Raw genomic sequence first — 24,624 nt, 5'->3', positions numbered from 1 at the left:
GATTTAAGTATGATTTTTCACATTTTTTGTTTATTAGTATTAATTCTATTAATTTACTCATATTGAACAGCTAAAAATTCTAAACGCCCCTCTTTAAAATAGCTCTTCAGTTTTCGTTTACTAACAATAATCTTCCTAGTAATATTTTTAAAAATAACGTGCGTACTATTCTTCGTTAGCTGAAAGGTAAAACTTTCGTACTCAACACTTTTAAATCCTATCGAATAGGTTTTGCGGTACTGTAATTTGGGAGGTAGCCAATTAAATTTATGATGTAACATAAATGGCTTCATAATTACATCTCCTTTTTATTCCCTTTTACGACAGTTATCAATGAAAATTGTTTTGTTCTTGTTCAATTAAACTGCTTCGTTAGTCACTTAGAAAAAAGGCTTTAATCCTGGATTTTCAAATTAAAAAGCTTCTTTAACTGACCATCCTTTGTACTCACCTTTATATTTTTTTGAATATAAAGCCATGAGCTCAGTTTGATAATCAACAAGTGCTAAAGCCTCTGTTTTTGTTACTTTAATGTTAGTACACTCGCTATTTTTGTTACTGATCGCAATATTAAATCCTGTTTCACCTATCTCATTGATACATTCTTCTGCATATTCATTTGGTATGGTAAGAGCATGAGTAATGAGACATGTATTGTCCTGAGATAAGTTAATTTTAGTTTCTTTTACTTTTAGTCTGTTTTCTCTATGTCTTTTTTCTCTTTCCTCTATAGTTTCATGATAATTAAATAAACCTTCTTCAAAAGCGTAGTCTATTTCAATACGGTTATAGTCTAAAATCCACTTTCTAAACTTATGGTATACAGGCACAAGAGTAGCTTTATTTAAACCAAAAACATCACATCCACGGTCGTCATACATGTGAAATATTATGCCCTTTTCAGTGCTAATAAAGTAAACAGATTCTCCAATTGAAGGCTCTCTTCCTTGTTCATAATTCCCTATGCCTTCCAACACTTCCTTGTAGCTTATAGACTTTAAACGTGAGTATACAAATTTCATTTTGTATTCATTTTTTATTTCTATTGTTTGACCCGTTAACTCATCATAATACTCATCTATATCGTAAAAAGTTTCCTCTTCTATATTTTGTTTACTCAATAAGTCATACAGGTATTCTGGGGTGTTATTTCCAAACATAACATCCTCTGTTACATTCCAATCTTTTATAAAAAGATAAATAAAATCATTCGGCCTGAACACTTCCTCGAACAATGTGGTAACTCTTGTAACAACTTGATTAATTCTTTCTTCAGTTCCATTTTTATATGGATGACCTAGTTCGAACCTTAGATGCAAATCACTTGATAAGTTAGGGAAATTACTTTCTATGTACATCATTATTTTTTCCTTTATTGTAATTCCTCCCTTAAATAAATTCTGTATAGTTTCCATTCTGCTTGTAAATTCGCCTTTAGTATAATAAGAAGAAAAGCACACGCTTAGTTGAATAGGTTCAATAAAGAGTATTAATCCTATTAAAATCAAAGAAAGTGCTAGTAATACAAAATTATTTTTATCTCTTCAACTTTGCTCCCAAATCTATCAGGAGATTCGTTCTTGATATCATTTAATAAGTTCAATACCATCTCCTGATTTTGAACATCAACCTCTTTTAATGCTTCACCAAATAGTCTCCTATATTCATCATGGTTTAAAATCCTAAAATGCAAAATTTCTATCCACTCTCTGCATTTATCAGCGATTTTAAAGCTTCTTTTGGAGAAAATTCACTTAAATATTCTATTGTGTGTACAAGCCCCCACTTAATTTCTTCGTGTTCAGTATCATCCTCTAATATATCAATCAACTTTCCAATTATATGATAATCACTGGTTTTACCTATTACTGCTAATGCTTCTTCAAATAATAGAATTTCATTTTCAGTTTTCATAAAACGATTTAATTTCAAAGTATTAATTTGATAATCTAATTTCATGTGACTTCACTTCACCTCTTTAGTACCAAATTTCTATATGCACAGACATTTTTATTAGACTAAACTGCTTCGTTACTTCAATAAGAAAAAGGCTTTACTCCTTCTTGAAATAAAGCACCCGTTACTTTAAGTGAAGTCTTTCACAACCGTTATATAAGAGAATACCTTAATATTAATTTTTTTCTTTTCTGAAAACAAAAAAATTGTACTAGATTATTAATTGATGAACTTCACCTGTAATAAACATTAATAACCCCAATAAAGATAATATTATTCCCATAATAAACGTCCAAGGATTATCTTCTTTTTCCTTATCAAAAGTAAAAAAAGTTACTATACAAAAGATCAGAGTAATAATAGAAAAAGGATATTGAGGAAATACGAAAGCAAATCCACTAATAATCATTCCTACCACTCCATACGGATTTTGAGATGGAATGCTATCCATATATTTTATATCATCCTCCGATAAATCCTCGTTCCTGTCTCCCCATATGTCTATGTTCTTCCATCTGTTGAGGAAGTCGATAGTTTTTTTTAATATCTTCATCATAAGTCACCACTTTTCAAATCATCGGACTTTTTTTCCTCAAAAACCTACAATGTCATTCGAGACCACTAAGGTTTTCATCATAAATCATTTTATAAAACTAATCTGAGGCATTACTTAATTACGTTTAAAACAAGTTGAGATTCTATTTTGAAATTAACTTTCCATTTAAACAAGCAAAAAACTATTTTCCTTATTCAACTAACCTGTTGCTTTACTTTAATACGTATGAAATAAATAGAAGTTCCAATTTTAAACAACTTTTCCATTTGAAACAAGCATAAATCCATTTATCTTATTAAGCTAACTTGTTTACTTTAATTTATTTAGAAAAAAGGCTTTACTCCCTCTTGAAGTAAAGCATCTCGTTACTTTAAATATATTTCTTCACAAACTATAAATTCCCCATTAAAGTTGGGTCAGCACCAAACCATGTTTGAATATCATTTTCTTCTGTCAATGGTTGAATCCAACAAACACCAAAATAAAATTTTCTATCTGGAGTATTGTGATATGTTACATATTGAATTCCATCACTTAAATAATCCCCACCATAATCAGTATAATTTTCGTCGTCTGTGAATTCTCCTTCTATCCCAATTGTGAGTTTTATTTCATTTCTGTAAAAAGATATTGCTTCAAGCCTTTCACCATTTTCAAAATCTCCCTTTACATCTATTGAAGGTATACAACATTTAATCTCTTGATTTTTCATATCACTTTTGTATTCATATTGAATTAAATACCTACCACTTACATCTCGACAATGCAATTCTAAATCTAATTTTACAGCAGTAAATCCCACTTCATCATCATTAACAAATAATTTAATAGCACCTAAAGGAGTCAATAACATTTAATCCCCCACTTATTATTATTTTATCTTTTTAAACTAAACTGCTCCGTTAGCCATACATGCAGCAAAAAAAACGCTGCACCACAGAGGATGAAAATTGTTGCAGAACGGGTATAGGATACTACGGCTGGCGAAGAAGGTCGATGAACTATGGCCTTAGAGCCCTTCCGTTAGTCTGACTCCAACGACCACGGTGCATCACAGACTGTCGCACTCTATACGAGTAGCACTCATGGGAGATTAATCCTACTTTGGTTATTGCACCAGCTTGCCTTTATTCTTAGGAGAATGGAGTTGGTTCCTGATTTACCCTTTAACTTCATATAAAAATTCTGAAGGCTCAGCCTTTTTTTAAAAAAGCTTTTTCTGAGTCTTTTTTGTAATGCAATTTTGTTGATTTTGAGCATTTTTTAATTTTCATGGGAGTTCAATAAGAAAAAAAGGCTTTACTTCTTCTTGAAGTAAAGCACCAGTTAGTAGAAGAGTAACACTAACAAATTATACAAAGAGTGAATAATAATTACTGACCAAAGAGAATTACTTTTCTTATATACAACCCCAAATATAATACCCAACACAAAAACTGTTAATATGGAACTTAGAATATAAGGGAATTCAAACAGATCTTTATAAAACCAAATAGGAAAATGAATCAATACAAAGAGTAAAGCTGTAATTGTATTTGCTATCCAGAATCTAAAAGAATCCATTAGTTTTCTTAATAAAAAACCTCTAAAGACAATTTCCTCAGTTATACCAACCAATAGAATAGTATTAAGCCAGCCGTTAAATCCTATTTGAAAATCGATATTTTTTTTAAAAATGATAAAATTTATTAGAAAATAGAATATCAAGGCTAAGGATACCCAACCTGTCCATTTTAGACCTTTTCTAAAGTTATGATGTAACTGTAAATAAGAAAACGGTTTACTTTTTTCCATAATTTTAACTAATAAAATAACAGGAATGATCCAAATACCTACTTTAATAGTGGCTGATGATATAGCTCTTGGGACGGGGGCCATCAAATCTAAATATTGCACCAACCATAATTCTCTGATACACCATAGGGCATAAAATATTATGAAATATACCCAAATATAATTTTTATCTACTTTTAATTCTATCAGAAACTCCCCCTTCTCTTCTTCAACAATATATCCAATTCTACATGTAAGATAGTTGGCATAATAGCTATTTGTGAAAAACAGCCTTTACCTTTTACACCATTACTCAAGCATCCAATAGGTGAAGAACTAGTATTTTATTATTCGTTCAATTGTTTTAACAGTTCAATTATTTCTTTATTTTGTTCATTTGCTTTTCTTAACTTCACTTCAATAGTCAAGCAACTTATAGCTATCACAATAACACCAACGGTTATAATAAAACCCATCTTTAATTCTCCCTCACTACATCTATATTGCTTCATAAAAACCTAGAATCTTCTTCAACTAAACTGCTTCGTTAGTTCGATAAGAAAAAAGCTATACCCTCCTTGAAGAAAAGCACCTGGTTATTTGATAAGCATTTCTCTTTTAAATACCTAATGTATGTTTACCATAACCATTATTTAAGCTTTGAACAAGTAGCTCCACACAATTAACCGCATCTACTATATCTTCAGTTTGTACTACTGTTTCCTCTAAACCTTTTCCACGGAATCATATAACAAATATACCCAACACATACAATAAAAAGTATAAGAAACACTCTTAGCAATAATCATGAAAAAATTCATCTCACCCGTCTCCTTTGTTTTTCCCCTCCACTGTAATATAATAAAAAAACTAAACTAGAGGTAGGTGCGAACAAACATGATTCAATTAACAAACCGACAGGCACGGCAATTTCTGTTGTTGAAGCATGGACTTTTGGGCAAATATAAATTTAGTGGGAAACAGGGCTTATTGGATTTTGCTCGCCAGGTCAACTGTATTCAGTACGACCCCATCGATGTTTGCGGAAAAAACGCTGAATTGGTGCTACAATCGCGAATTAAAGGATTTACCAAGGGAATGCTCTACGAGTTGCTTTATGAAGATAGAAGCCTTGTAGATTATCCCGACAAAAACCTGGCCATTATACCTGTCGAGGACTGGCCGTATTTTGAACGATACAGGCAAGCCGCCCGACAACATGCTGAACGATATCCTGAAATGGAAGCATTAACAGAGCAAGCACGTGCTCACATCCAAAAACACGGTGCACTAAGTTCGAATGATTTAAAATTGGATGGAGATTTCTCGTGGCAATCGGCCATTCACTGGAGTGGAGGAAACAATTCATCTCGATCGGTGTTGGAACAGATGTATTCGACAGGGGAGTTGATTATCCATCATAAAAAAGGAACGCGTAAATATTACGATATCGCCAAGAAGTACATACAGCCAAATCTACTGAATGCATCAGAACCGCTAGAGGATGAGCTTGAACATCATAAGTGGCGGGTACTGCGTCGAATTAGCTCTGTAGGTCTATTATGGAATCGTGCATCAGATGCATGGCTGAACATATGGGGGTTGAAAGCAGCACAGCGCAACGAAGTTTTCCACCAACTATTACAAGAATCTTCCATTGTTGCAGTTGCTGTGGAACAAATGAAGGATACACTGTATTGCCTAGCAGAGGATTTACCGCTTATTGAAGCCGTTCTGCAAAATCAGGAGCAGAAATTTCGTTGCGAGCTTATTGCCCCGCTTGATAATTTCATATGGGACAGAAAACTTATCAAAGAATTGTTTGACTTCGATTATACATGGGAGATTTACACGCCTGCAATCAAACGAAAATTCGGCTATTATGTATTACCTCTATTATATGGAGAGGGTTTCATTGGACGCGCAGAGATAATCGCGGATCGAAAAACTGGAACGCTAATTGTTAAAAACATCTGGTATGAGAACGATGTGAAACAAACAACACGATTACAAACTGCTTTGAACAGTTGTCTCCAAAGGTTTGCGTTATTCAACGGGTGTGAGACGATTACGACAGAGTCTAAGAATTGATATTTGTATAGAAATAATAAAGTTGTTTACTTTTGGAGAAAAATAATAAGAGCATTACTATCTTTCATTTTTGTAGTAAGCACTAATCGAGTAGATGGAATTCTCTCTACCTTGTGGTAGATTGTGTTTCTCCCCCTCCCCAAACCGTGCTTGCGATCTTTAAGCATATGCCTTCTCTTAGTCATCATTCACAGAATGTAACTAATCTCTTTTCATAAGTCGTATATATTCACCTTATTTCTTGATGAAGGTAGCGGATAGGTCTTAAGTAAAAACTGGTTTTATCCCAAGTAAAAGATTTTCTTTGACTTCTTCTATTGAATTGTTGATATAGTAAATAGTAGTTTTCAAAAAGAAACGATTGCTCGACAGAAATACCTGCATACATACACCTGAGGTAAGCAAAAATAATTTTACTACAATAAGATTTTCCATTCTAATTAATCAAATATAACCAGTCTTAATTATGGTTTTAATTTGATTACTCGAGTGCAGGGTTTGTTGCGCAAATTACGTACATGCGTATTATTTGTGCAATTATCACCAGCCTAGTGAATTAACGCGTTTTTTGTAAAACAGGTAGTATGCAAGGATTTACATAGTAAAAAATAATAGGATGGTGCTTCTATGATTGGTTTTGGTTATCGGACGATAAAGACTGCTGTAGGAGCAGGTCTGGCAATTTGGATTGCGAGTTTATTGGATTTGGAATTTGCAACATTTGCAGCAATCATTGTTATTATGTGTATTGAGAAAACGAAGAAAAAAACATTAATTACAATTAAGGATAAATTCTTTACCTCTCTTTTATCTTTGATTCTTGGTGCTTTGTTGTTTGAATTATTGGGTTATAATCCTATTGTCTTTTCCTTATTTATTATTTTATTTGTTCCACTCCTCGTAAGAGCTCATATCCAGGGTGGTTTTGTCACAAGTATGGTTGTCGTTTTACATGTTTATACGGTAAAGGATGCTAACTGGGCTATTCTTCTGAACGAGCTCTATATCATTTTTATAGGTATGGGTATTGCTCTTCTTGTTAATAGTTTTATGCCAAATCTCAAGCGAGATATTGAAATCTTTAAGAGGGAGATTGAACAAAAGTTTGAAGTTATTCTCTTTGAATTCTCTGCCCATTTAAGGGATAGTATGCGAAACTGGGATGGGAAAGAAATACTTGAAGTAGAGGAATTGATTAATCAATCCAAAAGCATAGCCATTCAAGATGTAGAAAATCATCTGTTGCGAAAACAAAATAAAGACTATTATTATTTGGAAATGCGAGAGGATCAACTGGAACTCCTAAAACATATGATGAAAATCGTTGCTATCTTCTCTTCCTCTAGTCTAGACGTCAAACAGAAAGAAATGATTGCAGAGTTTTTGGAGAATTTAAGTCGAAACGTTCATTCGGGAGATACAACCGACATTTCATTAAATGAGTTAGAGGATTTAAATGCCTTGATCCGCAAGATGGATTTGCCAAAGACAAGAGAAGAATTTGAAGTACGGGCAAATCTATTTTATCTGATTTTTGAAATGAAGAACTATTTAAACATAAAGAAAAAACTTTTTGTAAAAAGAAGTCGATAATGGAAGAGCTAGCGAGAATGGATATTTAGTTCATTAACAATAAAAAGCTCTCTTGTAGCTTATTAAATCCAGTCCATCCTATACTTTTTACGGCACTTGTGCGAATCAACTATACTAGTCAACAAACATTTACAGATTAAATTATCACCAATTTATCCCCAGTTTTATAATTTCCAAAACAATATAAAAAAGCGAGGTATTCGATTATTAAATCGACAAATACCTCGCTAATTTAAACTCTATTCCAATGGTCTCGGTGAGTGTTTCTCTGCTGAGCACTTATTTGTTGTTTTTAATATAGTCCATACCTTCTGGTGTTATAGCTAAAACTAGGTTATCTGAACCTTGCCCACTATCTAAGGCATATTCCTTTTCGATAAGGTACTCAATAGCTAGTTTGCTATTGAGGTCAGCATTTACCATTGCTTTAGGTAATACATAACTTCCTCCATTATTAGCAAAATGATAGTCATACAGACTTTGCAATAATATATTTGATAGTTTGTTTATTTCTTCATTAGTCATAAATAATCCCTCCTCACTATCAATATACAACACAAGAGGAAAAAATTCTTTATTTTAGCATTCGATGCACAATATTCATTATGGACCACTTTACACTCCGAGAAAAGTGTTGCATGTAATTCATCCCCTCTAGCAGTATAGATAGCACCAACCATTTATACTATCTGCTATTTCTAATGGAATCATTCTAGTTAACAAGCTTTCTCATAACCAATTCAAGTGGACCTCTTTTAAATTTCATTCTCCATATTATTGAAAACAAAATACTCCCTACAAAAAACAAAACAGAAAATATCAATGAAAATCCAAGTGTCTGATATTCCAATTTACTTAATAAAATCAATATCCCAATACCAACAAATACGTGACTTACATAATGAGTTAAGGCTAATTGGCCTGTTTTAACTAAGGCATTTATTAACCAATTCCTAGAGAATTTACTAGTAATATAAATGGAAATTACTACTACAAGTAAAGCTGAAGAAGTATTTGATATTAGGTAGAATAGATTTGGAGGTATTGGTCCTGTTTGAAATAAATAACTTGCACTTTCTACATCTAATATCCTAAGAGAAAACTGAAGTAAAACTCTAGATATGAACTCAGAGAATATTAAAAGTATTGAGGAAATTATTCCTATTTTTTTAAGGATAATCTTATTTGTTAAATCGTGCCGTCCTATAATCATGCCTATTAAAAAGAAGCAAACCCAAGGAAATATAGGATGGTAACCATTAAACAATAAATTTCTTAAATATCCTTCGGCAGTCCAAAAGTCTGTGTATTCTATAAACGGTCTATCGAGATTCCATCCCTTTAAATAGTTACCTGTTACTTGCATAATTTGAGCAATTAGGCCAAAAAGGATACATATTATTATAATAATTTTGTTAGAAGCAGCAATTAAAAATGAAGCGATAAACATAAACATACCGTAATAATGTAGAATATCTCCAGTCCAACCTGCAACGTATAAAACCATACCTAGTAGAAATAGAAAAACAGATCTTTTCCAGATGATTTTCTTGCTATTTCTTATTAGTAAATCAGAGTTTCCATTTCTAGCTTGCCTAGTCATTAAGGATATACCAATTCCAGCCAACAAAACAAAGATTGCAGAAGCTCTGCCTTGAAAAAGCTCTGTAAACCATATTAACCACTCTGCACCATTACCCTCAGCCCCAACTATTACTTTATAGTTAACAACAAACATTCCAAATAAAGCTAATGCTCTAGCAAAGTCGAGCCCCTCTATCCGTTGATTTGTGATTTGGTGTTTAATCATTTCTAACTCCCTTTAGCACACTTTTTACTGCTTCTTCCCATGTCCCCTTGTAATCTAATTCAAGCCCTGTCAATATAAAATTGCCTATATTATCTATAACCATTACAAGTATATTAGATTTGTTTTCAACATTATCCCTATTAACAACACCAATTTTAACGCCATAATTCATTAACATACTAAAGTTTTCAAAGTAGCTTTTCTGTATTTTATTTAACTGAGTCATATATTTATCATTCCTTGTTGCTAATAAAATATATTCATTAAATATTTTATTAAAATAAACATCTCTTTCCTGTTCCTGGATCATTTTAAATCCAAAGTTAAGCAGAAATTGTTCAAAGTTATTAACTGTCAAATCATCAAGCATAATGGTAGATTGAATCATTATTTCCTTGCAAATTTCCTCAAATAAAAAATCAATTAATTTTTCTTTCGAGTCGAAGTAATAATAAATAGCTGGCTTTGAAATGCCTACTCCTTTAGCAATCATGGCTAAACTAGTTTTATCAAATCCATTTTCTGCAAACATTTTATAAGCAGTTTCTACTATAAGATCATACGTTTCTTTTTTATCTTTCATATTATTACTCCTCAAATTTTACTTACCGGTCGGTAAATTAATGATAGCATCGAATAAAGAAATATAGTAGAGACTAGTTTATTTTTAATAATTTTAAATTTTAGTATATTTATAATTTTCAAATTAAATTATAATATAAGTAATTATATTAAATACATAATTTAAAGTAATAATTTTATTCCTTAAAAATTGAATATCATAATCACTTTATTTAATTTAACCATAGAGACAAAGCTATGATTACCCAATAATCTGGAGGTATTTTTATGAAAAGCTTAGTTAGTAAGAAAAAATTGGAATTTATAATAGAGATCAAAAGAAAAGTTATGTGCAAAAAAGCAATAATTTTAGGATTTACTCATCCAGAAGTGGTTAAATGTAGTCAAGAATTAGATGTATTACTTAATATTAGAAAGTAGTCAAAAACGTCATCGAACTTTAAAGAATATGTTACTTTCTTCGGAATAATTCCAAACTCTAATGTCACGATTCAACAGTACATTACCAAAAACCTTTATTTAATTCATTAAAATATAGATTCTCATAAAAGCGTAATTTTTGCATTACAATTACAAAGAATCATTTTTAGATAAATTGATGCTATACTGGTATTTTCCATCCTTTTAGTCTTATTTTCATATTATTATATCTAGAGAACTGAGCTTGGAGAAAGATTTCCAAGCTCAGTTTATTCTGGCACATTCACTAAACACCCGATTTATCTTATTCGAACAATGGCATAATATGCTTTCTAATCAATTCAATTCTATCCTTGGCACGTGGCATAAATCGAGAAGCAATAGTGATTATCATTTCCTTTTTGAGGTTTATGAAAATTACGTTTCCACCATCACCCAGAGCTGCATAGCAATCATCAACAATCCACCATAAGTAACCGTATGACAACTCTCCCCATCGAGTTTTTTCATTAGTGCTGTCCTTTATCCATTTGGAAGATAGTATTTGATTACCGTTCCATACACCACCACTTAAATATAACTGACCTATTTTTGCCATATCCCGTGCCGTTAAAGTAAGCCCCCAACCGGCGGTGTTTATACCTTTAGGGTCTACTATCCAACCAGTAACATATTTATCCTTAAGAAAAGCTAAATACTCTTCTTTGTTTTGTATAATTACATTTTTAGGAGCTCTGATTTTAAGAGGGTTAAACAAGCTTTCCGTTGCGAAATCAATCACAGATTGACCTGTTGCACTTACAAGTATACCTGATAAAATATGTGTACCAACGGTTGAGTATTTAAACTCTCCAATATCGCCTTTCCCCCCTAGCAAATCCAATGTAGCTTTTATCCAATCATCACTTGTATAAATTTTAGTATATGGCTCTGACTTGTATTTGTACGGTGCGGTCATTGTCATCAAATTTTTTATGGTGATATTTTGTATTGTTTTTTCGCCACGCTTAACTGTGTAATCCGGAAAAAATTCTAAAACTTTCTGTTCTACATTTTTAATATATCCTTTATCTATTGCAATACCAATAAGAACAGATATTATACTTTTGGTTACAGATGCTATATGCAAAACATCGTCTTTGGTGTACCCATCAAAATATTTTTCATAAATCAAACTTTCATCCTTTATAATAACAACGCCTGATATATTGGAATATTCTTTTTTTATTAAATCTTCAAAGTTAGAAATAGGATTATTATTCATTTTCACCTTTTTGTATTGGCATATTGACGTCAAATATATCAATCCATTCCTTTCGTTAAGTTGTTTTATCAATATTGATGTAATAAAGAATAATTTATTATAAAATTATATTCAATTCTTTTTTTTCAATTAAATAAGAATATGCGAGGCAGCACTTTGTCAATTCAAATCCTTTATCCATCTTTTCTTTGTCTTTATAAATAACTAAACAAAACGTAGGCACAAACATGACAAAAATCAGTACAATTGATCAAATAAAAAATAACATAATTCTCATCTGTACTTTCTGAATTATGAGGAACACATATATCGCAAATAACACTTGAATGGTTGGAGAATTGGTAGTAATATCAATAAAGTGATCACACTTAAAACTATATAGAAACTGTATAATCTCTAGAATATGGCTAGAGGGTATCTACCAGGAACCATAACAATCCTGACTACAGAAAATGAATTTTTTCATTTTTTATAGTCAGGATTATTTGTGTTTTCTGTAGATAATCTTCAGAGCAATTTCTTTATTTTAACTTAGAAGGGAAATGAAAGAATATGAATTTGAAAGTATTTATATTAGCATTATCAACCGTTGCGGTAGGATTGGTTGAATTAATCGTTGGTGGAATATTGCCGACGATCGCCGATGATTTTAATATTTCATTAAGTACTGCGGGGCAACTTATTACGGTGTTTGCCCTTATCTATGCCATTGCCGGACCAGTTCTGTTGGTATTGACCAACAAGATAGAGCGTAAAAAATTGTATCTTGCTTCTATGTTTGTATTTTTCATCGGAAATGTAATGACATATTTTAGTCCAAACTTTACCTTTATGATGGTAGCAAGGGTGTTTACGGCAACTAGTACAGCACTTGTAGTTGTCCTTTCATTAACTATCGCTGTTAAGGTTGTTGCTCCTGCTCACCAAGCAAAAGCTTTGGGGCTAATTTATATGGGGATTAGTTCGTCACTAGTGTTAGGTGTACCATTGGGAATACTAATTTCCAATATGTTTGGATGGCGTGTAATATTCCTTGGAATTGCTGTATTATCAATTGGATCGATGGTACTAATTTCTCTATTTTTGGCCCGCATTCCCGGAGAAACAACAATTCCACTTTCACAACAATTAAAGGCTTTAGGAAGTCAGAAAATAATCAGTGCCCACCTTGCTACGATGTTAATGCTAGCAGGACATTATACGATTTATGCCTATTTTACACCATTCTTAGAGACGAATCTTCATTTAAATTCGAACTGGATTAGTATCTGCTATTTTGTATTTGGTATTGCAGCTGTAAGTGGTGGAGCATTCGGAGGAACTCTTTCTGATTGGATTGGTGCTCGCAAAAGTATCATCATCGTTATCAGTGCATTTGCTGTTGTATTGTGTATATTGCCATTTACAACCTCTTCACTCTTTTTATTTATCCCAACGATGATGGTTTGGGGAGCATTGAGCTGGAGCCTAGCACCGCCCCAACAAAGCTATTTGATTCAAATAGATCCAGCTACCTCTGCTATACAGCAAAGCTTTAATAATTCCGCATTACAAATTGGTATTTCACTTGGGTCAGCAATTGGTGGCCTAGTATTAAATCAAACGGGCTCAGTTTCTAGTACAGCTTGGTTTGGGAGCGGCATTGTCATTATTGCGTTATTATGTGCTATTATTTCTATTACGAGACCTATTATATCAAGAGAAAAAAAGGAAGCGGTCTAATTTTCCCAAATGGTTAAGCGCTGGCGATTGTAATATTAAAGTTTATTTTGTGCCATTTCAAAGAGTGTATTTATAAGAAGGGTAACTCCTCAAAATATAAATGCACTCTCAAATGCTGTATTAATACTATTTTATTTATTTTAGAACTTGTTTTAAAAAACATATTTTTCCTTCGTATCTTCGCTGTTTACCCTTTAGTCTTCAGAAAGTAAATTCGACTCTCCGTCAATTTCTTCAATGACCCCTGTTCTTTTATTAAATTTTCGAGATATATAGACTGTTGCTTAGAGTAATTATAATATTGGAAGTCAATTGAACAATATTATTCTTAAAATATGCTTATTGTACGAAAAAATAGACCATCAAAATGATGGCCATGTTACTAAAGCACTTTTATATTAAATACTTTAAAGATACTTAATATCTTTAATTAAGATAAAAGTCAACCGGTTAATTCGTATTCTGCGCAATGAGCATGTATAGAGATTCCGTCGGGAAAAATTTCTCTGTTATCTGGAACCCTGCTTCTTTCAGTTCCTGCTCCATTCCTTCCATGGTAATTCTCGGTGCTTTCTTGGAACTTCCTTTTGGTACAAGTTCCAAACAGATTAGATAGCCTTCTTTTTTCAGTACTTTTTTCATTTGCCGTAACAGCGGAGCTAGCGGCTGAATTTCATGTAGTACCAGGGAAGCAATGATTATATCGATAGAACCTTCAGGTAAACAAAGAGCCTCCATACTGCCCTGTACCGAGACAATATTACTGAGCTGTTCCTCCAAGGCTTTCTCATTTATTATTTCCAGCATGGTAGCGTCGATATCCAGCGCATATACTTTCCCTTTAATTCTTTTTGCCGCAGGGATGGAAAAATAACCGGTACCAGCACCAAAGTCCAACATGCTGTCCGTTTCTTTTACAGGAATCATGTTCAACAGCTGTTCCGGTGAGAACTCTTTTCTTCGTTCAGGACTTTCCAAGTAAGATAATTTTCCTTTATTGTGCGAGTGATGCATATAAATCCTCCTTTTTTAAGCAGCTATTTAAGCGTGCTGTTACTACTAGTTAAATTTTTCTTCTATCAGTTCTGCATTTACAGCTATAGCAGCCATACTGCCTTCCCCCGCAACAATAATTAGTTGAGAGGGACCAGCAATTCTTGTATCCCCGCAAGCAAACCCCCTTTCAGTTTTACGTCTTGATCTTCCAAGTACTAAAGCAGCATTCAGTCCAGCCTGCCCTCCACCAATAATAGCGCAATCTATTATCATCTTTTCCTCTCCATTTAAAATAAAAATTTAACTTTTTACTTCTTTCAGTTTGGATTCTGCCTCTTTAGCAATATCGATCAATAACTTTGATTGAAGTTCACCTTTCATATTCTCCTCTGCCTGCCTCATGACATTCTCAATCAAGCAGCCTTCATGATGAATGGAGCAGTCAAATAAGCTAGTATCTCCTTCAATCGCATTTATAACATCCAAAAAGGATATTTCATGTTTTGTCCTAGAGATTTTATAGCCTCCCTTCGCTCCAGGCGTCGACTCAATCAAACCTGCTTTTGTAAGTTTGGTAAGTATCTTAGAAAGATACGTCGGGGAAAGATGCTGCATTTCGGCTAATTCCTGCACTCCCACCAAGTTTCCTGCAGGCTGCAGTATTAAATGAACCATCGTATGTAAGGCGTAGTTTGTCGCATTTGAATACTTCATACATTACCTCCTTATATTTAAAAGCGATATTAAAGACTTTTAATGTCTCTAATATAAATAAATTTATCACTAGACGTGCAAAATGTCAACTTGGGGGCAATCTTAGAACTAATTCCTAACCTATCAAATTTCCACTCCAAACTTTACATTCCATTTGAAATGGAAGCTAATTTATACTCTTCTCTTAATTCCTCTAGCAAAGCAATTCTTCTACAAATAACTCACAATGACCGACAAAGAGTACAGTAAAACAATTCATTTATTAAATTAATTTCTCCAAGTTCTTCTGCAAAAGTTCCATAATAACGCCTATTTGTATAGTTTAATCTGTATTGCCTTTTAACCTAACTGCTGCTTTGTTTAAAAAAAAAGAATAGTTCGCACTTTGAACTACTCTTTATTAAATATTAATTTCATAGATAGGGCATATTGGATTATTTTGCTTATACAAATATAATGACTTTCCAATATGTGTTCTAGTTATTGTTTCAATATTAAACTAACACTCTAAGTACATCGTCTATTTTTTTACTACTGGCTATTTGGCCATGGTTCATCCATGTCATAAAATCGACTTCGAACGCACGACAATTTCTAACAGCAGGGATTTCCTTCCAATGAGGGTGATTAATCTGACGCCTTTCTGCCCCTATTTCTCCTTCATGCCATTTATCAAACACGAAGAAAATATAATCTGCATCTAGTGATTTTAACCATTCCCATGATACACCTGCTCTACTTTCCTCAAGAGTTAACTTCTGAATCTTAGGATGAAGTATAATTCCTAAATCCTCAGTAAGAAAGGACTTTGTATATTGTTGATCCATAATAATGCAGTCGCTCTTAAATCTTATGAAGGCATACGTTTGACTTTTCTTGGAATGGTTCAACAAATTCCTTGCGCTTGTTAATTTTTCTTCATATTGCTGAATGGCAATCTCTGCTTGTTCAACGCGTCCCAATCGTTTGGCTAGTGTTCGTAATGTTAAACGCCAGTCTGCATCATCTTTTGAAATAATTTCGGTATTTGCAAAATTCTTACATCTCTCATATTGATTGGAATGGTACTCGTATTCACTTTTACGTGCAATAATTAAATCCGGCCCATATTCCGAAAGTGATTCGTAGCTTTCTTGCAAAACATTAAAAGTTGGAACATGTATTAATCCAAGATAATCTAGCTGCCCCCATGCTGGGTGAGCCCACTGAACAACAGGGGTAATCCCTAAAGTTACTAGTAAATCCTCCATAAATAATGAAACAACACGAATAGTACTTTGGTTTTGTTTACGATACTGGCCCGGAGCTAAACCCACAGACTTACTAAAGCATCTATTAAAGTAAAACTCATTGTTGAAACCAACATGATTAGCAATCTCATGTATGCGATCCTCTGTTTTTAATAGTAAATGCTTCGCTTGATCGATCCTCAGATTATTAACAAAACCAAGGGGAGTTTGTCCAGTAAGCTTTTTAAAGATTTGTGAGTATTGCCATGGAAGCATGTTCACATCTTCTGCAAGTGTAGCCACTGTCACCTGCTCGGCAAAATTGTCTTTTAAATATTTAATCGAACCTTTAACTGCACTATGTAAATCCGGTAAAGGTGCTAAACTTTCTTTTTGTTTAAGCACATACCTAATTAATTCCTCGAATCGTACATGATTGTAATATCGCATCAATTCGTCTTTCTCATGACTTTGCCGTTCAATTTCCTCCAACAAATCAATACACTTTGAAAATGGTACACAATTCCATAGACCAGTGCCTGTGAAAATGGAAGATTTGTACTTATCATTAGAACTATCCGAATTTGGGATTTGAATCACATTGAATGTAATAACATAAAAAGAAATGCTATTTTTATATGGATAGATATGAACGGCTTGATTTGGTTTCACGATAGCTATATTACCTCTGACAATTCCTTTCGCACCATATCCAATATCCATATCTGCCTCGCCATCCGTTATTGCAATTAACATGTGTTCACCAGAACTACTAAATTCTTCACCGTTCAATTCATTCAAATTGATATGTCTGATTCCGACCATAATGTAAAAGACTGACGGATAACAAGGAGGAATCACTTCACTACACAATATACATCATCCTTTCCATTACGATAATTATAATCTTAAAGAGAAAGCCCTTCAATGATACTGAAGAGCTTTCCCATTTCTTTTGCTATATAAATATGAAAGCTCTACTTCACTATTAATCTTAGTAAATCTTCCATTTTCATTGTGTTCGCTTTAATAGCCCCTGATTGCCAATGAGATCGATCCAGTTGATAAACATGGTTGTTTTTTACAGCAGGAATTCCTTTCCATAGAGGATCTTGAAGCAGTGCAACAGCCTTCGCATTAGACTCCGAGTCCCAGGTACCATTGGAAGGGAATATGATAATATGATCAGCGTTAAACTCTGGGATTTTTTCCTGTGAAATAACATCATGTGCCTGGATATTTTTCACCCACTCAAACGGTTCCAAACCAAGGTCTTTGTAAATCATTCCCGTATATGGATTATTCAGACCGAATAAACGCAATTCTGGTTTGTCTCCTACATCCAGACGTACTACAGCAACTGTCTCGCGTCCAATAGCCTCTTCCAATTTCACTTTGGTGTCGGCAATCTTTTGCTTGTAATCTGCTAGTACAGTAGTAGCCTTTTCTGGAATACCCAATAAATCAGCGATCGTTTTGAGAGTCTCTTCTGCATCCCAAAGTACTTCATCAGGAACGCGATAAGTAGGTGCGATTTTAGAATACAATTGATAAGATTCATCCATTCCCCCAGTTAGGATTATTAAGTCTGGATTTTTTTCCAACATTGCTTCCAAACTTCCTGTGATATCAAATAACGGAACATCTGACAATCCTAAATAATCTTGTTTACCCCAGCTTGGATGGTACCATTGTACAATTGGTTCAACACCTAGTGCCACCATATAATCCTCTAAGTAAATCCCTGCTATTCTCTTCGGCTTGACAGGAATTTCAACCTCGCCAAAAGCATCTTTAACCTTCCTTGTGTCAGTATTCTCTTCCTTCTTACTTGTTTGTTTATTGTCTTCAACATTCGTGGATGTTTCCTTTCCATTATTACATGCAGCCAAACTTACCATAATAGTGAGTAGGACCACCAACCAACTAATCTTTCTTAATTTTCGCTTTGCCATAATATACTCCCGCTCCTTTATTTCCTATTAATACAATTAAATGATTATGATTATCATTATCATTAATCTCACTTATCATTATATTCTTTATACATAACTGTCTCAATGCACATATCTAAATCTATTTTGCACAAATACTATAACTACAACTTTTTAAATACATCAAAATGTCTTTTTAAAAAAACAATGTCACCAAACCAAAATATATAATCTATCATTCCATATTTAACTAACTTGTCGTATTAGTATAATTTAAGTGTAATGTCTCACAATGGATTGACGAAATCTACTTAATGTTTTGGACGTAAAAAAGACCATCAAAGTAAACTGCCCCGTAAATGTTAGCCACCGACTAACATTTACGGGGTGTTTTTATGTGAGTTAAGCTACAAACGTTAGAACGCTATTTAACTGGAACGAAAGCTATCAAACCATTGCATAAAAGTATTGGCGCAGCAAATTCACAGGTTATTACTCGGGTAAAATAATTTTTGAATAAAAAAAATAGACCATCAAAATGATGGTCGTGATTAACTAAAGTGCCCGTTAGCCACACGTGTAGCGCGAAATCAACGCTACACCACAGAGAATATAAATGTGAAAAACGAGTATAAGATACTACGGCTGAGATAGGAAGGATAGTGAACTATGATGCCATCGAGTCCGTTCTTTAGTCTGACTCCAAAGAACACGGTTCAACACAGACTGTCGCACTCAATATGGGTAGCACTCATGGGAGATTAATCCTGCTCAGCTTTTAAAAACTATTTCTGATCCTCTTTTGTTATGCAATTTAATAGTTTTTCAGCATTTTTTAATTTTCATGGGAGTTAAATAAGGGGTTAACGATTAGCGTAATATTCTTTTGGATTTGTTATTCCATTTTTGTGATAGCACACCACATTTAAAAAATATTAAAGTCCCATTCTCTGGATATTTGCTTTAACAGCATAACTCCTGCAACACTATTACCAAATTCATCAATGGCAGGACCATAAATCCCTATTCCACAGCCATCCATAAATGGGGAATCACCGGATCTACCTCGCGGGGGAATTGCTGCCAATATACCACCCGATACACCACTTTTTGCAGGAATACCTACAAATGCAGCAAATTTACCAGAAGCATTGTACATACCACATGTGACCATTAACGCTTTTGTTAACCTAGCTACTTCCTTAGAGAAGATTTGCTCCTTACGGATAGGATGAAATCCGTCATTTGCAAGGACTAGGCCAATCATGGCAACATCTTCGGTAGTTACTTCAATTGAACATTGCTTTAAGTATACTTCTAATGCTTCTTCTACAGTACAATCTAAGAATCCCATCTCTTTTAGATAATAAGCTAAAGCTCGATTTCGATGAGCCGTTTGCCACTCAGAATGAAACACTTCCTCATTGATAGTTGGATATCTCCCAACGATTCTTTCTATTAATAGAAGTATAGATTCCACTTTTTCGACAGGATTTCGTCCACCTAGTAATGATGCAACTGTGATTGCTCCAGCATTTATCATCGGATTAAAAGGTCTTCCAGGTTTATGAACTTCCAGGCGAATAATCGAGTTAAAAGCATCCCCGGTTGGTTCGACGTCCACCCTTTCTAACACATAAGAAATTCCATAGTCTATACATGCAGCTATAAAGCCAATTACCTTTGATATACTTTGTAAAGTAAAAGCGGTATCAAAATCACCCGTCTTTACCATTGAACCATTTGAATCAATGATACAAATACCTAACTGTGAAGGATTTGCTCTTTCTAACGCTGGTATATAGTTAGCACATTTCCCTAAATTCGTATAAGTTCTGCTATCTTGTACCCATGCTTTTATTTTGCCATGTTCATGATTATTAAATATATTTTGTGTATCTTTCTGTACAACTTTCATATCTTTTCTTCCTTTCGGTATCTAGTGCACAACTGTGGCTTAAATAGCCTAGTAACTACATACATATATACCACAAAAAAAACAAGAAATCTAACTACATTTTCTTTATAAAGGAAAGGTATAAATTCGGTTTATCGAAATAGTAGATGAAGTCAATAGAAAGCTTCTTTTTCATATTCTAAGGGTTCTAATTTTTTCTCCATTTTCTTTATTATTTAAAGTATTGTTCAAAAAGTGCTTAATGAGCTTTCAGGCCGCCACCTAACTTTCCGATCACCTATTCTTGAGAACGCTGGATGGATTGTCACATGAACCGTAAACTCCTTGAAATACTCGAAATGAGCAAGTAAAGTCTTGCTTATTAATCCATAATAGTTACATCTACTATTTCATCTAATTTTAATTGCAACAAAGAAAAAGGATCTTCTAGTTCCATTACTCTACTTCGTAAATCTATACTTTCTACAATACCTCTGTTGTAAATGAATGCTCCATCTCTCCACATCTTCACTTTAGTATCAGCCTTACTTTTAATGGCTATATCCAGTGTGTGATGTATTGCATCGTAATCCCATTCGTCTAAATCTGGTTTAGGTTCTCTCTTAATTTCTTTGCTATACTCTCTAAGTAAAGCTACATGTTCTGGAAGCATCATCGCTACCCACTTCTTACTTCCTCTATCTTGTGCCTTAGATAAGTCAAGGATTTGTTCAGATTCGTAAAATTTATCGTTCATACAACTTCACGCTCCTTATGGATGATGGGAACACATGCGAGCACATTATCAATAATAAAATTACGTTTAGCATTTCGCTTAAAACAAAACACTTGAATAGTATCCCCTTTAATCTTCAAGACTTTTACCTGCCTCTGGCTTATATTACACTTAGAATCCATATACATTAACTCAGCGAGCTGATTACGTTCCATACATTTCATTAAATTTATACGCACACTCGTTCCCTCCATTCTTATGCTTAGTATACGAACGTTTGTTTGATTTTACAACTAGTAATTTATGGACAAATAAAAAAACGATTTACCCATATAGAGTAAGTCGCAAATTTTAATCATTTACTTAACTGGTCACACTTTCAATGAAATCAATAATTTTTTGTGTAACTTCATTATTAAAGCATCCGTTTGGTAATATATGTATAATTATTAATTCACTCGAAAACAGGTCTCATAAAGCTTCTCTCATAACTTAAAATACATCTTGTTTCCTCTGCAAATTTATAAGCTTCCTGACATTCTGCATCCAATGCCATCTTTCTTCGGTACTCTTCATAAGCAGTCAAACTAGGGAAACTGAATAAGGCATATGCAATATTATTAGCACCTTCATGTGGGAGATAATAACCTTGATGTGTACCACCTAACTTATTAACTAATCGAATCCACATTTTACTATATACTTCGAATTCCTTTAATTTATATGGGTCAATAATGTATTTTAAATAGCATGTAATCATCTAATTACCCCCTTTTTCTCATCATAACATAATATTTATCTAACGATTCCTTTCAATAGAAAATTCTAATAATTATTATTTGTACATGAATAGATAAATAAAAAAATCCCGGTCAAATTAATGAACAGGACAGTAGATTTATTTACTATTTAGTTTTGCAATCATACTTATAACAACGCTTTTGTTCCAGACATGAAACAGATATTATAAGTGTAATTTGTTTAACTAAGTACGCTTATTACTTCAAGAAGATTTAATCAAGATGGTCTCCCCATTTTCATCAAATGCTTGCTTAAAATCAAATGCAAAAGGTGTGGAGCCGTTCTGGATATAATAGTTATATCTTTTGAATGCCTCCTCCCATGAGACATCCTTGACCTTTTCTGTCCACCATACTACATATGAAAGATGTTTTTCTGGATATATCTCAATCCATTTGTTTCTATCCCGTAATGCTTGCAAATGCTTTCCTGAATAAGTAAAACGATATAAGGATTGAATGTCTTTCCATACTGTTAATGTAAGAATAGGAGAACCATTACCCTGTATGGTTTCTTCAGAGATAGTGACTCCATCAGGTGAAAATGCCTCTACAAGACCAGATCTAGTTGCATGACGATATACTCCATCTCCCACTTGAAAAAATTCACGAGAGGCAGAGTGATTATAAGGGTGGTTTAGCCTACCAACAGTATAGATTGATACTAATGTCATAAGGACTCCTCCATCATTTAGCCTTCACCTATATATATTCTAATATAAAGTGAAAAATCCTTCTTTTACTAACCTTATTAGTTAGATGAAAAAGTTTACTACAAATCCTTTTTGGCGAGGGAATTTCAATTCTTTTCAGAGATTCATTTTGGGGCTATTAAGAATTTGAAGTTATTACTTTTTTTCAAGAGCATTAGTATATCCGTATTTTTATTATGACTCTGTGCACATTAAACTTTAGGAGGTGACGATAATATCATGTCAAATAAAAGCAAACCAAACTTTAAAAAGAAAGAACCTAATTCAAGAAATGACAATCGTGAGGAATTTGCAGAAGACTTATATTCTAAGCAGACTAAGGGCAAAAATACACAACAAAATAACCAACAGAATCGATAATTCAACCATTAGCAGGATTTAATTATGGAACAACTCTTATCACCATGTAGAAAAGTCAATAAAACCTATTATTTATTCCTACTTCATTGAAACAAAAGATTGACTTCGTAAAGTCAGTCTTTTGTTTGCCCCTTTTTAGAAAACAAAATATAGAGGAAGATTAAAAAAATTTAATCCTTTGATGTTATCGGCCTTTTTACTCTTTGGATTCTATTTCATTGGTCACATTAATAATTCTTTCAAGCGTAGTTGGATGAGAATATCGAAACCATTTAACGAGGAGTGGAGGATTCACCTCGTTCAAACCAGCTTTCGTAAGCTCTTGAAAAGTACTCACAGCAGCACTTGGGTCCTCTACTAACTCTATTGCATACTCGTCAGCTCTTACTTCTAGATATCTAGAAATGTAATTTGAAAGTGGACTTGAAGCAAATAATAGGAAGGAAGTAATAAGGAAAAACAATGGTAATGAATGGATAGCATTTATCTGTTTTATTTTTAAAATATGTTTAAAACGAGCGATAAACCAAAGCATTAATTTCGCTGTTAACCAAAGCCCTAAAAGCGTAGTTATAATGGAACGTGTTATTCCAAAATATATATGTTTCTCCACGTAATGACCCATTTCATGTGCCATAACGAATAGGATTTCACTTTCTGATAAGCGATTTAATGTTGTATCCCATAATACAATCCTCGAATTACTCCCGATCCCCGTAACATATGCATTTAGCGCATTAGTCTTTTCTGCCATATTTACTTCATATACATGTTCTGCTGGTATATTTGCTTGCTTGGACAATGTAAGAATTTTCGTCTCCAATTCTTTGTTAGTGAGTGGGTAGAAATCATTGTATAGTGGGTCGATTAATACAGGTTGAATGAACATGATGAAAATGGAGAATGGAATCATTAGCAAACTAGCAGTTAACCACCATTTCTTTGGATTCCTATTAATTAGCCAATAAAGAACAGTAACAATTACTACAGTCGTTCCGAAGTCCACCCAAAATTCAATTACATTATCACGCATCCAGGAATTGAAAGTCTGGGTACTGATTCCATAGTTTTTGCTTAAGGAATACCTATAATAGTCTAAGGGGAATAAAACGAGAAATATAAAAAGAGAAAGTAAAAATAAGTATAAAGCGTTTTGCAAAAACGCCCATTGGCTCTTCACAGTAGTCCATTTTTCGAACACTTGAGAAAGCCCAGTAATTAGTATAAATAAATAAACAATCCATTCGAAGGGTGTTGCTACAAAATAGAGGAAATTTTTTATTTTTGAATATTCTTCGCTAAGGTACAATTCCTGCTCTGACATAAATACATGCGGATCTACAACAGTTCCTTTCAGAGGTACCGGTATACCCCCACTATTACTATGAAAAATATATACATACATTACTATCGCGTATACCCCAAATAACAATAGGGCTGCAATCCCACATTTTCTTGCCAAATCCACTTCAACTCCA

At 33.4% G+C, this 24,624-nt stretch carries 27 protein-coding genes and 1 riboswitch; of the genes, 5 read left to right on the top strand and 22 right to left on the bottom strand.

Annotation, left to right across the window (positions count from 1 at the left end):
• Window positions 1-53: 53 nt before the first annotated feature.
• The 7 genes from MKY29_RS07605 to MKY29_RS07575 all read right to left on the bottom strand — a co-directional run bounded on the left by MKY29_RS07605 (window position 54) and on the right by MKY29_RS07575 (window position 4,761).
• Window positions 54-293 (bottom strand): hypothetical protein, encoded by a 240-nt coding sequence (locus tag MKY29_RS07605; protein ID WP_340879432.1) that lies wholly within the window; start codon window positions 291-293, stop codon window positions 54-56.
• 120 nt (window positions 294-413) lie between these two features.
• Complete coding sequence (locus MKY29_RS07600) at window positions 414-1,415, bottom strand: DUF3885 domain-containing protein (RefSeq protein WP_340879431.1); 1,002 nt, start codon at window positions 1,413-1,415, stop codon at window positions 414-416.
• Window positions 1,416-1,698: 283 nt separating this feature from the next.
• Window positions 1,699-1,959, bottom strand: a complete 261-nt coding sequence (locus MKY29_RS07595; RefSeq protein ID WP_241595701.1) for an Imm30 family immunity protein — start codon at window positions 1,957-1,959, stop codon at window positions 1,699-1,701.
• Between the two features lie 208 nt (window positions 1,960-2,167).
• A complete protein-coding gene (locus MKY29_RS07590; RefSeq protein ID WP_241595704.1) occupies window positions 2,168-2,509 on the bottom strand; it encodes a cell division protein FtsK in 342 nt (113 codons plus the stop codon).
• Between the two features lie 394 nt (window positions 2,510-2,903).
• Window positions 2,904-3,359, bottom strand: coding sequence for a hypothetical protein (locus MKY29_RS07585; protein WP_241595707.1), 456 nt, complete (start codon window positions 3,357-3,359; stop codon window positions 2,904-2,906).
• A 479-nt stretch (window positions 3,360-3,838) separates the two neighbouring features.
• Window positions 3,839-4,408 carry a CPBP family intramembrane glutamic endopeptidase gene (locus tag MKY29_RS07580; RefSeq protein ID WP_241596333.1) on the bottom strand — a complete coding sequence of 190 codons (570 nt, stop codon included), beginning with the start codon at window positions 4,406-4,408 and terminating at the stop codon, window positions 3,839-3,841.
• Window positions 4,409-4,632: 224 nt separating this feature from the next.
• Window positions 4,633-4,761 (bottom strand): hypothetical protein, encoded by a 129-nt coding sequence (locus tag MKY29_RS07575; RefSeq protein ID WP_276517562.1) that lies wholly within the window; start codon window positions 4,759-4,761, stop codon window positions 4,633-4,635.
• A 421-nt stretch (window positions 4,762-5,182) separates the two neighbouring features.
• Here MKY29_RS07575 and MKY29_RS07570 point away from each other — a divergent pair, with 421 nt between their 5' ends.
• Window positions 5,183-6,376, top strand: a complete 1,194-nt coding sequence (locus tag MKY29_RS07570; protein ID WP_340879430.1) for a winged helix-turn-helix domain-containing protein — start codon at window positions 5,183-5,185, stop codon at window positions 6,374-6,376.
• Window positions 6,377-7,003: 627 nt separating this feature from the next.
• The gene (locus MKY29_RS07565) at window positions 7,004-7,969 is read left to right on the top strand and encodes an aromatic acid exporter family protein (RefSeq protein WP_241595713.1); all 966 of its coding nucleotides are present in this window, start codon (window positions 7,004-7,006) and stop codon (window positions 7,967-7,969) included.
• A gap of 279 nt (window positions 7,970-8,248) precedes the next feature.
• On the opposite strand, the gene MKY29_RS07560 is transcribed toward MKY29_RS07565, so the two are convergent.
• The 3 genes from MKY29_RS07560 to MKY29_RS07550 all read right to left on the bottom strand — a co-directional run bounded on the left by MKY29_RS07560 (window position 8,249) and on the right by MKY29_RS07550 (window position 10,362).
• Entirely contained in the window at window positions 8,249-8,494 is a 246-nt protein-coding gene (locus tag MKY29_RS07560) for a hypothetical protein (protein WP_093494548.1), read from the bottom strand.
• A gap of 187 nt (window positions 8,495-8,681) precedes the next feature.
• On the bottom strand, window positions 8,682-9,779 hold the full coding sequence (locus tag MKY29_RS07555; RefSeq protein ID WP_241595716.1) for a DUF418 domain-containing protein: 1,098 nt from the start codon (window positions 9,777-9,779) through the stop codon (window positions 8,682-8,684).
• The gene (locus tag MKY29_RS07550; RefSeq protein ID WP_241595718.1) at window positions 9,772-10,362 is read right to left on the bottom strand and encodes a TetR/AcrR family transcriptional regulator; all 591 of its coding nucleotides are present in this window, start codon (window positions 10,360-10,362) and stop codon (window positions 9,772-9,774) included. Before MKY29_RS07550 ends, MKY29_RS07555 begins: the two co-directional genes overlap by 8 nt.
• A 266-nt stretch (window positions 10,363-10,628) precedes the next feature.
• On the opposite strand from MKY29_RS07550, the gene MKY29_RS07545 reads away from it, so the two are divergent.
• Window positions 10,629-10,781, top strand: a complete 153-nt coding sequence (locus MKY29_RS07545; RefSeq protein WP_090562250.1) for an aspartyl-phosphate phosphatase Spo0E family protein — start codon at window positions 10,629-10,631, stop codon at window positions 10,779-10,781.
• A gap of 304 nt (window positions 10,782-11,085) precedes the next feature.
• On the opposite strand, the gene MKY29_RS07540 is transcribed toward MKY29_RS07545, so the two are convergent.
• A complete protein-coding gene (locus MKY29_RS07540) occupies window positions 11,086-12,045 on the bottom strand; it encodes a serine hydrolase domain-containing protein (RefSeq protein WP_340879429.1) in 960 nt (319 codons plus the stop codon).
• A gap of 365 nt (window positions 12,046-12,410) precedes the next feature.
• Window positions 12,411-12,511: riboswitch (purine riboswitch) on the top strand.
• 86 nt (window positions 12,512-12,597) lie between these two features.
• Between MKY29_RS07540 and MKY29_RS07535 the strand changes: the two genes are divergently transcribed.
• Window positions 12,598-13,767 (top strand): MFS transporter, encoded by a 1,170-nt coding sequence (locus MKY29_RS07535; protein ID WP_241595726.1) that lies wholly within the window; start codon window positions 12,598-12,600, stop codon window positions 13,765-13,767.
• A 450-nt stretch (window positions 13,768-14,217) separates the two neighbouring features.
• Here the strand turns inward: MKY29_RS07535 and MKY29_RS07530 are convergent, their stop codons facing one another.
• The 10 genes from MKY29_RS07530 to MKY29_RS07485 form a co-directional block, all read right to left on the bottom strand.
• A complete protein-coding gene (locus MKY29_RS07530; RefSeq protein WP_340879428.1) occupies window positions 14,218-14,781 on the bottom strand; it encodes a class I SAM-dependent methyltransferase in 564 nt (187 codons plus the stop codon).
• A 45-nt stretch (window positions 14,782-14,826) separates the two neighbouring features.
• Window positions 14,827-15,036, bottom strand: a complete 210-nt coding sequence (locus tag MKY29_RS07525; RefSeq protein WP_241595730.1) for a hypothetical protein — start codon at window positions 15,034-15,036, stop codon at window positions 14,827-14,829.
• A gap of 27 nt (window positions 15,037-15,063) precedes the next feature.
• Window positions 15,064-15,477 (bottom strand): RrF2 family transcriptional regulator, encoded by a 414-nt coding sequence (locus MKY29_RS07520; RefSeq protein ID WP_093494540.1) that lies wholly within the window; start codon window positions 15,475-15,477, stop codon window positions 15,064-15,066.
• Between the two features lie 494 nt (window positions 15,478-15,971).
• Window positions 15,972-17,531, bottom strand: a complete 1,560-nt coding sequence (locus tag MKY29_RS07515; RefSeq protein WP_340879427.1) for an AraC family transcriptional regulator — start codon at window positions 17,529-17,531, stop codon at window positions 15,972-15,974.
• A 152-nt stretch (window positions 17,532-17,683) separates the two neighbouring features.
• A complete protein-coding gene (locus MKY29_RS07510) occupies window positions 17,684-18,661 on the bottom strand; it encodes an ABC transporter substrate-binding protein (protein WP_340879426.1) in 978 nt (325 codons plus the stop codon).
• 904 nt (window positions 18,662-19,565) lie between these two features.
• Window positions 19,566-20,558 carry a glutaminase gene (locus tag MKY29_RS07505; protein WP_340879425.1) on the bottom strand — a complete coding sequence of 331 codons (993 nt, stop codon included), beginning with the start codon at window positions 20,556-20,558 and terminating at the stop codon, window positions 19,566-19,568.
• Between the two features lie 361 nt (window positions 20,559-20,919).
• Window positions 20,920-21,294, bottom strand: coding sequence for a YolD-like family protein (locus tag MKY29_RS07500; protein ID WP_093494536.1), 375 nt, complete (start codon window positions 21,292-21,294; stop codon window positions 20,920-20,922).
• Window positions 21,291-21,512, bottom strand: coding sequence for a transcriptional regulator (locus MKY29_RS07495; protein ID WP_340879424.1), 222 nt, complete (start codon window positions 21,510-21,512; stop codon window positions 21,291-21,293). Before MKY29_RS07495 ends, MKY29_RS07500 begins: the two co-directional genes overlap by 4 nt.
• Window positions 21,513-21,727: 215 nt before the next feature.
• Window positions 21,728-22,033: an NIPSNAP family protein gene (locus MKY29_RS07490; protein WP_093494535.1), complete on the bottom strand. Its 306-nt coding sequence runs from the start codon at window positions 22,031-22,033 to the stop codon at window positions 21,728-21,730.
• Window positions 22,034-22,276: 243 nt separating this feature from the next.
• Entirely contained in the window at window positions 22,277-22,747 is a 471-nt protein-coding gene (locus MKY29_RS07485; protein ID WP_241595743.1) for a DUF3291 domain-containing protein, read from the bottom strand.
• Between the two features lie 258 nt (window positions 22,748-23,005).
• On the opposite strand from MKY29_RS07485, the gene MKY29_RS07480 reads away from it, so the two are divergent.
• The gene (locus tag MKY29_RS07480; protein ID WP_241595748.1) at window positions 23,006-23,146 is read left to right on the top strand and encodes a hypothetical protein; all 141 of its coding nucleotides are present in this window, start codon (window positions 23,006-23,008) and stop codon (window positions 23,144-23,146) included.
• A 196-nt stretch (window positions 23,147-23,342) separates the two neighbouring features.
• On the opposite strand, the gene MKY29_RS07475 is transcribed toward MKY29_RS07480, so the two are convergent.
• Entirely contained in the window at window positions 23,343-24,608 is a 1,266-nt protein-coding gene (locus MKY29_RS07475; RefSeq protein WP_093494576.1) for a M48 family metallopeptidase, read from the bottom strand.
• Window positions 24,609-24,624 lie beyond the last annotated feature (16 nt).

It is taken from the genome of Psychrobacillus sp. FSL K6-2365, assembly GCF_038003165.1.
Classification (GTDB): Bacteria; Bacillota; Bacilli; order Bacillales_A; family Planococcaceae; genus Psychrobacillus; species Psychrobacillus psychrodurans.
This window is presented reverse-complemented; position numbering and strand designations above follow the sequence as displayed.

Coding starts and splice junctions, on each gene's coding strand:
- MKY29_RS07550 (WP_241595718.1), bottom strand. CDS start 10,362: ATGAAAGATAAAAAAGAAACGTATGATCTTATAGTAGAAACTGCTTAT.
- MKY29_RS07520 (WP_093494540.1), bottom strand. CDS start 15,477: ATGAAGTATTCAAATGCGACAAACTACGCCTTACATACGATGGTTCAT.
- MKY29_RS07565 (WP_241595713.1), top strand. CDS start 7,004: ATGATTGGTTTTGGTTATCGGACGATAAAGACTGCTGTAGGAGCAGGT.
- MKY29_RS07490 (WP_093494535.1), bottom strand. CDS start 22,033: ATGATTACATGCTATTTAAAATACATTATTGACCCATATAAATTAAAG.
- MKY29_RS07545 (WP_090562250.1), top strand. CDS start 10,629: ATGAAAAGCTTAGTTAGTAAGAAAAAATTGGAATTTATAATAGAGATC.
- MKY29_RS07570 (WP_340879430.1), top strand. CDS start 5,183: ATGATTCAATTAACAAACCGACAGGCACGGCAATTTCTGTTGTTGAAG.
- MKY29_RS07560 (WP_093494548.1), bottom strand. CDS start 8,494: ATGACTAATGAAGAAATAAACAAACTATCAAATATATTATTGCAAAGT.
- MKY29_RS07525 (WP_241595730.1), bottom strand. CDS start 15,036: ATGATAATAGATTGCGCTATTATTGGTGGAGGGCAGGCTGGACTGAAT.
- MKY29_RS07605 (WP_340879432.1), bottom strand. CDS start 293: ATGAAGCCATTTATGTTACATCATAAATTTAATTGGCTACCTCCCAAA.
- MKY29_RS07595 (WP_241595701.1), bottom strand. CDS start 1,959: ATGAAATTAGATTATCAAATTAATACTTTGAAATTAAATCGTTTTATG.
- MKY29_RS07505 (WP_340879425.1), bottom strand. CDS start 20,558: ATGAAAGTTGTACAGAAAGATACACAAAATATATTTAATAATCATGAA.
- MKY29_RS07575 (WP_276517562.1), bottom strand. CDS start 4,761: ATGGGTTTTATTATAACCGTTGGTGTTATTGTGATAGCTATAAGTTGC.
- MKY29_RS07590 (WP_241595704.1), bottom strand. CDS start 2,509: ATGAAGATATTAAAAAAAACTATCGACTTCCTCAACAGATGGAAGAAC.
- MKY29_RS07500 (WP_093494536.1), bottom strand. CDS start 21,294: ATGAACGATAAATTTTACGAATCTGAACAAATCCTTGACTTATCTAAG.
- MKY29_RS07600 (WP_340879431.1), bottom strand. CDS start 1,415: ATGGAAACTATACAGAATTTATTTAAGGGAGGAATTACAATAAAGGAA.
- MKY29_RS07540 (WP_340879429.1), bottom strand. CDS start 12,045: ATGAATAATAATCCTATTTCTAACTTTGAAGATTTAATAAAAAAAGAA.
- MKY29_RS07510 (WP_340879426.1), bottom strand. CDS start 18,661: ATGGCAAAGCGAAAATTAAGAAAGATTAGTTGGTTGGTGGTCCTACTC.
- MKY29_RS07480 (WP_241595748.1), top strand. CDS start 23,006: ATGTCAAATAAAAGCAAACCAAACTTTAAAAAGAAAGAACCTAATTCA.
- MKY29_RS07485 (WP_241595743.1), bottom strand. CDS start 22,747: ATGACATTAGTATCAATCTATACTGTTGGTAGGCTAAACCACCCTTAT.
- MKY29_RS07555 (WP_241595716.1), bottom strand. CDS start 9,779: ATGATTAAACACCAAATCACAAATCAACGGATAGAGGGGCTCGACTTT.
- MKY29_RS07530 (WP_340879428.1), bottom strand. CDS start 14,781: ATGCATCACTCGCACAATAAAGGAAAATTATCTTACTTGGAAAGTCCT.
- MKY29_RS07535 (WP_241595726.1), top strand. CDS start 12,598: ATGAATTTGAAAGTATTTATATTAGCATTATCAACCGTTGCGGTAGGA.
- MKY29_RS07515 (WP_340879427.1), bottom strand. CDS start 17,531: ATGGTCGGAATCAGACATATCAATTTGAATGAATTGAACGGTGAAGAA.